Here is a 6,789-nt window from a genome sequence, read left to right as displayed (position 1 = left end):
GGCGTGGAAGATGCCGAAAAGCCGTCTTCCGGCAACGCCTCCTTCGAATGGTACCTCAAAAATCATCTGGGCTCCACCATGCTGGTGTACGGCACCCAGGGTTCCTCAAACACAGACATTGCAGACCTCGGTGAAGTGAAGGCAGCCTACGACTATCGCGCATTCGGTGAACAAGTAGATTTGGCAGTCCCTGCCGAAAAAGTCACAGAGAATTTCACCGGCAAGGAACGTGATGACGAAACCCAGCTGAACTACTTCGGCGCAAGATATCTTGACCCGATGATTGGAATGTGGACAAGCGTGGATCCTGCCCGTCAGTTTAGCAGTCCTTATCTGTATATGGGGAATGGCGTTAACCCAATGGTAGCGGTAGACCCAGATGGGAACGTTGCTGTCGTTGGTGGTCTTATCGGTGTTGGTGTTGGGTTTGGGCAAGCTTTTGCAATCTCAAAAGCAACAGGTAATGATATTCAATATTCTTTCACGGATGCCTTGTTGGATTTTACTTTTGGAGCTTTGGGTTTAACAGCGCTAAATCAAGGAAAAAAAGCATACAATGCAACGAAAACGGCTGTTAAATTAGAACAAAGTGCTAATAGTGTGAATCGAATCAAAAAAGCGGCTGCATTGAGAGAGTGCGCAAAAGATGAAGCTATAAAAGCTGGTATTGCTGGTGGTGGCTTATTGTCGGCAACACTCGGGAAAAAAGAGCTAAAAAACGCACTTAATGGCCTTGATTCTCCGACATCTGATGATGTTGGCGATGCTCCTGCTAATTTTGAATTAAACACCGAAAAGGACTTGTTTACATCTGGGAATGTTTCTGTTGGAGATATATCAATTGAGTAATTCTGTTTTTTCAGGGTTGCTTGTAATTAGTGACGTGATGACTTGATAACAGAATGGAGTGATGAAATGCAGTCAGTAAAAGACAATCTTAAGGAATTTGAAAAAGATGTTCAAAAATTAACTCTTGATGAGTTAGATTTGTTTCGTCGTAAATTAAAAAAATCGGATGAACGCGTTGTGGTCATTGAAAAAAGAATTGATGATTTAATTTGTGAACAGTTTAAATCCGAAGAGCTAAATAAACGGTTGGAACAAAGATATAAATCCCAAAAGAGAATCACAGCTCTTGCTGTGAAAATAGTCTGTGCTTTACTTTTGATTATTGCTTTTTTTTCTTATTTGAAAGGGTGGAAACCATATGAATCATTTCGTGCTTTTTGTGTTGGTTGCGCAGCATTGGTATATGGTGTAGTTTCCATTGTTGAGGATCGTTTTAGTTTCCTTTTTGATCTCTATCACAGAAAAGCTTATCCTACAAAATATTGGTTAAGTGTTTGCTCTTTGTTTATTTTAGGATTCTTTTGTATTGTTGTCTTGGGCCTGCATGGATCTAAGTGAAATCAAAAACAACCTCGTCTACGATTCCGAGGGAAATCTCATCGAGGACAAATCCAAGAACCTCAAAATTTCCTATGATTGGAGAGGTATGCCGGTGGAATTTAGGATGGAAACAATGGCTGACGAAGTGCATCAACCTACGCGTGGTTGTAGCAGGGACAGCGTAAGGCTGCTGATGGCATACGACGGTTCCGGCAGGCGCGTTTCAAAGACGCGGGAACGCAAGGCGTGCATTTCCGAGACATCCTCTGGCGCGATATTCGAGCGAACATACGCCGCCGACTGGGAACGTGAACTCGTCACCCACTACACCGGCATCGGCACCGAGGTCCGCGAAAGTTTCCACAACGGCACTCCCAGCGAAACAAAGGTCGTGGTGAACATGCCCAATGGCCTCGGCCGTTACATGCCCGAGGACGCCTCGGCACCAGTGGTGCCATCGACGACTCTCGACGAAAATGGAAAGCCGACCGACTGGAGCGTATTCAATCCTAAATTCGAATGGTACCTCAAGAACCACCTTGGTTCCACCATGCTGGTGTACGGTACAGGTGACGGCGCTGGCAGTGTGAAGGCCGCCTACGACTACCGCGCCTTCGGTGAACAGGTTTCCCTCATGGAACCTGCTGAAAAAGTGACTGAAAATTTCACTGGCAAGGAATTGGATGACGAGACCGAGCTGAACTACTTCGGCGCAAGATATCTGGATCCGATGATTGGAATGTGGACAAGCGTGGATGCTGCAAGGCAACATTTCTCACCGTACACATACGGAAGTAATAATCCGTTAAATGTATTTGACCCAGACGGAAATGAAGATGTTTACTTCATGCTTGCAAATACTAAAGAAAAAGGGAGAAATCTCATTTCTATGAGCCAATTCAAAAAAGCGACAGCCGTTGCTGCAGAGGCCTTTAAAAGCAAGGGATACTCGGTCAAGTATGCCCAAATGAATAAAAATAGTTTTAATGAAGCTGTAAATGATCCTCAAATAAAAAAATTATACGCCATCGGGCATGTAAACAAAGGAGATGGAACTATTCTTAGCACAAGTTCAAAAGAAAAATGGATGAGTGCAGATGATATTGCCAATAACGATAATCTTGATTTTACAGTAGCTGGTTGTCGTTCACAGGGGCTTATTGAAAAACAATGGGGTGATAATTTTAATAGTTCTACAGGCCTAAATTCATCTCCGGTTATGTCTTCAGATGCTTTGGTTGACCTAGATAGGGCCGCTCAAGTTGACGCAATGTTTATGCAAGACCTTACAGAGATAAGCGAAGAGTAAGGTATGAAAAAAATTTTCGTTATATTAGTCGCCGTTGAACTTTTTGCAAGAGACGCAGGAACATCTTTTGGATGTTGTTCTGGAAAATGTGATCTGCTAAATTTCTGGGGAAGTAAAAAAGATTATTCGCTAGATAGCATTTTATTGAAAAATATTTCGAATGATTTGTTATGGAAATATGTTGAACCATCAAATGCTGAAAAACTTGGAGAAGGTTCCGATGTTGTAGATATGTTTTTTGATTCTAAAATGGGAGACACGGTCATAGTTGAAATGTATTCAAATATTGGAGTCACTCACGAAAAAAAAGTATTACTTAATGAATTTGAGTGTAGTGAAGTGTATCGAGGGTGTGGTTTTTCACTTTACAAGAGTGATGAACAAGTAATTCGTTCATCAAAAAAGAATAGTGAAATTATTTATGAATTGTACGAAAATGGAAAAAAACAAGCGGTAATAAAAGTCGGTCAGACATTTGAAAACGAAACGTTTACTGACAAGTCGAATAATTTTATTATACAAAAAGGAAATGGAATAGTTGAAAATATTTTTTATGATGAGAAAAAAATTGGATGGTTTGATGTAATATCAAATTATAATAAATATCCAAATTTTTTTAGGGTGTACTATTTGTTGGATCAAAAACAATCCAAAAAAACTGCTGAATTCATTCTTGATAATATAAATATTGAAAAAGATAGTTTAAACTCAAAGAAATGCTTTGGTGAAAATTTCCTATGATTGGAGAGGAATGCCAGTGGAGTTCAGGAAGGAAAGCACACGAGTTTGCAGTATAGGCAATATGGACGCTGGAGACGTCAACATGCCCAATGGCCTGGGTCGCTACATGCCCGAGGACGCCTCGGCACCAGTAGTGCCATCGACGACTCTCGACGAAAATGGAAAGCCGACCGACTGGAGCGTATTCAATCCTAAATTCGAATGGTACCTCAAAAATCATCTGGGCTCCACCATGCTGGTGTACGGCACCCAGGGTTCCTCAAACACAGACATTGCAGACCTCGGTGAAGTGAAGAAAGCCTATGACTACCGCTCCTTCGGCGAACAGATCGATCTGATCGCTGATGCAGGCGACAAGGTGACCGAGAACTTCACAGGAAAAGAAAAAGACGACGAGACCGAGCTGAACTATTTCGGCGCAAGATATCTCGATCCAATGATTGGATTGTGGATTTCAGTAGACCCAAAGAGACAATTTAGTAGTCCGTATTTGTATGCGGGAAATGGGTATAATCCGATTATCAATGTAGATGAAGATGGAAACGATCTTGCTTCAGCAGTAGCCTCGGCTCCATCAGCTTTTTATAATCTTTACCTTGCTGAAAATAATGCTGCATCTCGGGGCGAGTCATATGCTGGTATGGTGAGGGCGGGATTGACTGCATTTTTCACTACATTAGGCGCTGGATTTTTATTTGCACCTGCTGGTACAGGGGGGCAAATGGCTTTTGGTGCTGTTTCTGCGGCTACTGTGGAAATAGCTGATCAGGCTGTAGCTCAAGGAAAAACTCCTGATGATTGGGATTGGAAGGAAATCGGCCTCCAAGCTAGAAATGGAGGTATATTAGGGGCTATAGGAGGTGCAACCGGAGATCTTTCTCTTAATTTATTAAATATTTCTGGAGAGGGGGCAGGCGTCATCAGCGGAACTGTTGGTACGCTTGAAACAATAGGTTTTACAACGGCTAAAGAAGCTGGATATATTCAAGATGAATGGAACTCTTGTAGCGATAGGTAAAAAAATGGTTGTTATGTTATATTTTTTATCGCTTTTTTTTGCTATGATTGGTATTTCTTTTATGACGCTTTATTCCTTGATGCGAACAAAAATAAAAAATAAATTTTTTGTGTCTTTTGTTTCTATTTTGTATATACCAATCTTCTTCTTCTTTGCGAATATCCCGTATGTGATAGAGAAAAGGGTCGGCTATGGGGGGGGGCTGGGAGACTATTGGAGGTTATCTTTTTTACTATGGCTTTGTTTTGATTTGTTTGCTAAAAAATAGACGTAAAATTAAGAAAGCTTTGAGCGAATGGAATGCAAGGTGATTTCTGATTATGATGTGTTAAAGAAGAGGCCCCAAATCCCTGAAAATTTCCTATGATTGGAGAGGAATGCCGGTGGAGTTCAGGATGGAAAGCAAATCAGGAAATGTACTTGAGAATACGCGTAGTTGCAGTAGGGGCGATAGTCTTATGCTGACCATGGCCTACGACGGTTCCGGCAGGCGTGTTTCCAAGACGAGGTTCCGCAAGGCCTGCATTTCCGACAAGTCCGCTGACGCAAACTCCTCCGACGGCGTGTATGCTGCCGACTGGGAACGTGAACTCGTGACCCACTACACAGGCATCGGCACCGAGGTCCGCGAAAGTTTCCACAACGGCACTCCCAGCGAAACAAAGGTCGTGGTGAACATGCCTCAGGGCCTCGGCCGCTACGGCGTGGAAGATGCCGAAAAGCCGTCTTCCGGCAACGCCTCCTTCGAATGGTACCTCAAGAACCATCTAGGCTCCACCATGCTGGTGTACGGCACCCAGGGTTCCTCAAACGCAGACGTTGCAGACCTCGGTGAAGTGAAGAAAGCTTATGACTACCGCTCCTTCGGCGAACAGATTGATCTGATCGCTGATGCAGGCGACAAGGTGACGGAAAACTTCACCGGTAAAGAGAAGGATGACGAAACCGAGCTGAACTACTTCGGCGCAAGATATCTGGATCCAATGCTTGGATTGTGGATTTCTGTAGATCCGGCTCGTCAGTTTAGCAGTCCGTATCTGTATGTGGGGAATGGGATGAATCCAATTAGTTCTATCGATCCGGATGGAAATGCTGCTATAATTGAAAAGAATGGAAATAATGTTCATGCCATTGTTCCTGTTACTTACGAAGGTAAGCTTAACGACAATAGATTGCATGAAGCGATTCAACAAGTTGTTGCTGACGCATTCAACCATAAAATTGGGAAATATAATTTAACAGTAGATGTCGTTAAATACAATCCTAATATTCACAAGAATGTAAATAACAATATTACGCTTACTGTTGGACGAGGCGAAATGTGCAGTTCCTATGGTGGAGGGTCTTGTGCTCATCTTGGAGCTTTGCCAGGGGAAGCCAGTATCAATATTAAGGATAGGCATGGTATAGCCCATGAATTCGGACATTTACTTGGCTTGGATGAAAAATATCGTGCAAAATATATGGAAGACGGTTTACCTTATAAAGGGTATAAAGGAAATTTAATGGGTGATGGTGGATTTTCGTTGACAGAAAGTCAAGTTGAAGAAATGTGGAAAGCAGGAACTATCCGTCCTGAAAATGGTTACAAAGCCAATACAATTAAGGAGAATTAGCCTATGAGAAAACATTTGATTTTTTTACTTTTTATTTTTCTTTTAATGTCTTGTGAACGAAACGAAGAGTGTGTAGTGTTTAAAACTTCATATATGAGCATTAGCATTCCTGCTTCATATAAAGTTGATTCCGTAGAGCATTGGGACATGGGGAAAATCTACCATATTAAAAATTCGAACAATGAAAAAATGATGTTTTTCTATTCTGGTTGGCGAACAATGAATAGTCTTAAGTATGAAATGTCTGCATTGACGGACAACCTAAAGACAAATAATCGGATTGATACTGTCGAAAGTTATAATGAAAGACAGTTGAAAAATTCCATTTTTGTTTTACAAGCAAAGCGAAAATTTGATGGAAAAGATTATCCGTATATTGTTGAATTTTCATGTTATCCTGATTTTTCAGACTTAGCTACATGTGAAAAAATTGTATCGTCAGCAAAAATGAATCATTAGTTCTGGACTATGGCGAGATTTAATAAGAGGGTAAGTCAATAGCCGCTCCAATCCCCATAAAATTTCCCACGAAGGGCAATTTTTCTCGGTGAAGTTTTCAATTTAACCATAACGCCATACGGTTTATTCCGTACGGCGTTTTCCGTTTGTAGAATTTTTAAGGTATGAAGAATCCTGCGTCTTTTGCCTTGCGTATGAATTCAAGCTTCTCGTCTGAGGAAAAAACGGTCTCAAAGACGAAGTTTTTCTTTTCTTCA

The 6,789-nt window shown here is 41.6% G+C and carries 8 protein-coding genes; all 8 read left to right on the top strand.

The window, feature by feature from the left end; translation table 11 throughout:
* Positions 1-849, top strand: an 849-nt coding sequence (locus BUB94_RS15945; protein WP_139260293.1) for an RHS repeat domain-containing protein, incomplete at its 5' end; no start/stop codon positions are given.
* A 66-nt stretch (positions 850-915) separates the two neighbouring features.
* Entirely contained in the window at positions 916-1,407 is a 492-nt protein-coding gene (locus BUB94_RS15940) for a hypothetical protein (RefSeq protein ID WP_073238930.1), read from the top strand.
* Positions 1,394-2,698 (top strand): RHS repeat domain-containing protein, encoded by a 1,305-nt coding sequence (locus BUB94_RS15935; protein ID WP_073238927.1) that lies wholly within the window; start codon positions 1,394-1,396, stop codon positions 2,696-2,698. The genes BUB94_RS15940 and BUB94_RS15935 overlap by 14 nt, the downstream gene beginning before the upstream one ends.
* A 3-nt stretch (positions 2,699-2,701) precedes the next feature.
* Positions 2,702-3,439, top strand: a complete 738-nt coding sequence (locus tag BUB94_RS15930; protein ID WP_073238924.1) for a hypothetical protein — start codon at positions 2,702-2,704, stop codon at positions 3,437-3,439.
* A 61-nt stretch (positions 3,440-3,500) separates the two neighbouring features.
* Positions 3,501-4,457 carry an RHS repeat-associated core domain-containing protein gene (locus BUB94_RS15925; protein ID WP_217653155.1) on the top strand — a complete coding sequence of 319 codons (957 nt, stop codon included), beginning with the start codon at positions 3,501-3,503 and terminating at the stop codon, positions 4,455-4,457.
* The gene (locus BUB94_RS15920; RefSeq protein ID WP_073238918.1) at positions 4,429-4,725 is read left to right on the top strand and encodes a hypothetical protein; all 297 of its coding nucleotides are present in this window, start codon (positions 4,429-4,431) and stop codon (positions 4,723-4,725) included. The genes BUB94_RS15925 and BUB94_RS15920 overlap by 29 nt, the downstream gene beginning before the upstream one ends.
* Positions 4,726-4,852: 127 nt before the next feature.
* Positions 4,853-6,073 carry an RHS repeat domain-containing protein gene (locus BUB94_RS15915; RefSeq protein WP_175549756.1) on the top strand — a complete coding sequence of 407 codons (1,221 nt, stop codon included), beginning with the start codon at positions 4,853-4,855 and terminating at the stop codon, positions 6,071-6,073.
* 93 nt (positions 6,074-6,166) lie between these two features.
* Positions 6,167-6,532, top strand: a complete 366-nt coding sequence (locus BUB94_RS15910) for a hypothetical protein (RefSeq protein ID WP_139260292.1) — start codon at positions 6,167-6,169, stop codon at positions 6,530-6,532.
* Positions 6,533-6,789 lie beyond the last annotated feature (257 nt).

Source organism: Fibrobacter sp. UWH9 (genome assembly GCF_900129715.1).
Taxonomy (GTDB): Bacteria; Fibrobacterota; Fibrobacteria; order Fibrobacterales; family Fibrobacteraceae; genus Fibrobacter.
The sequence above is the reverse complement of the archived record's forward strand: the minus strand, read 5'-3'. Positions and strand labels throughout refer to the sequence as shown.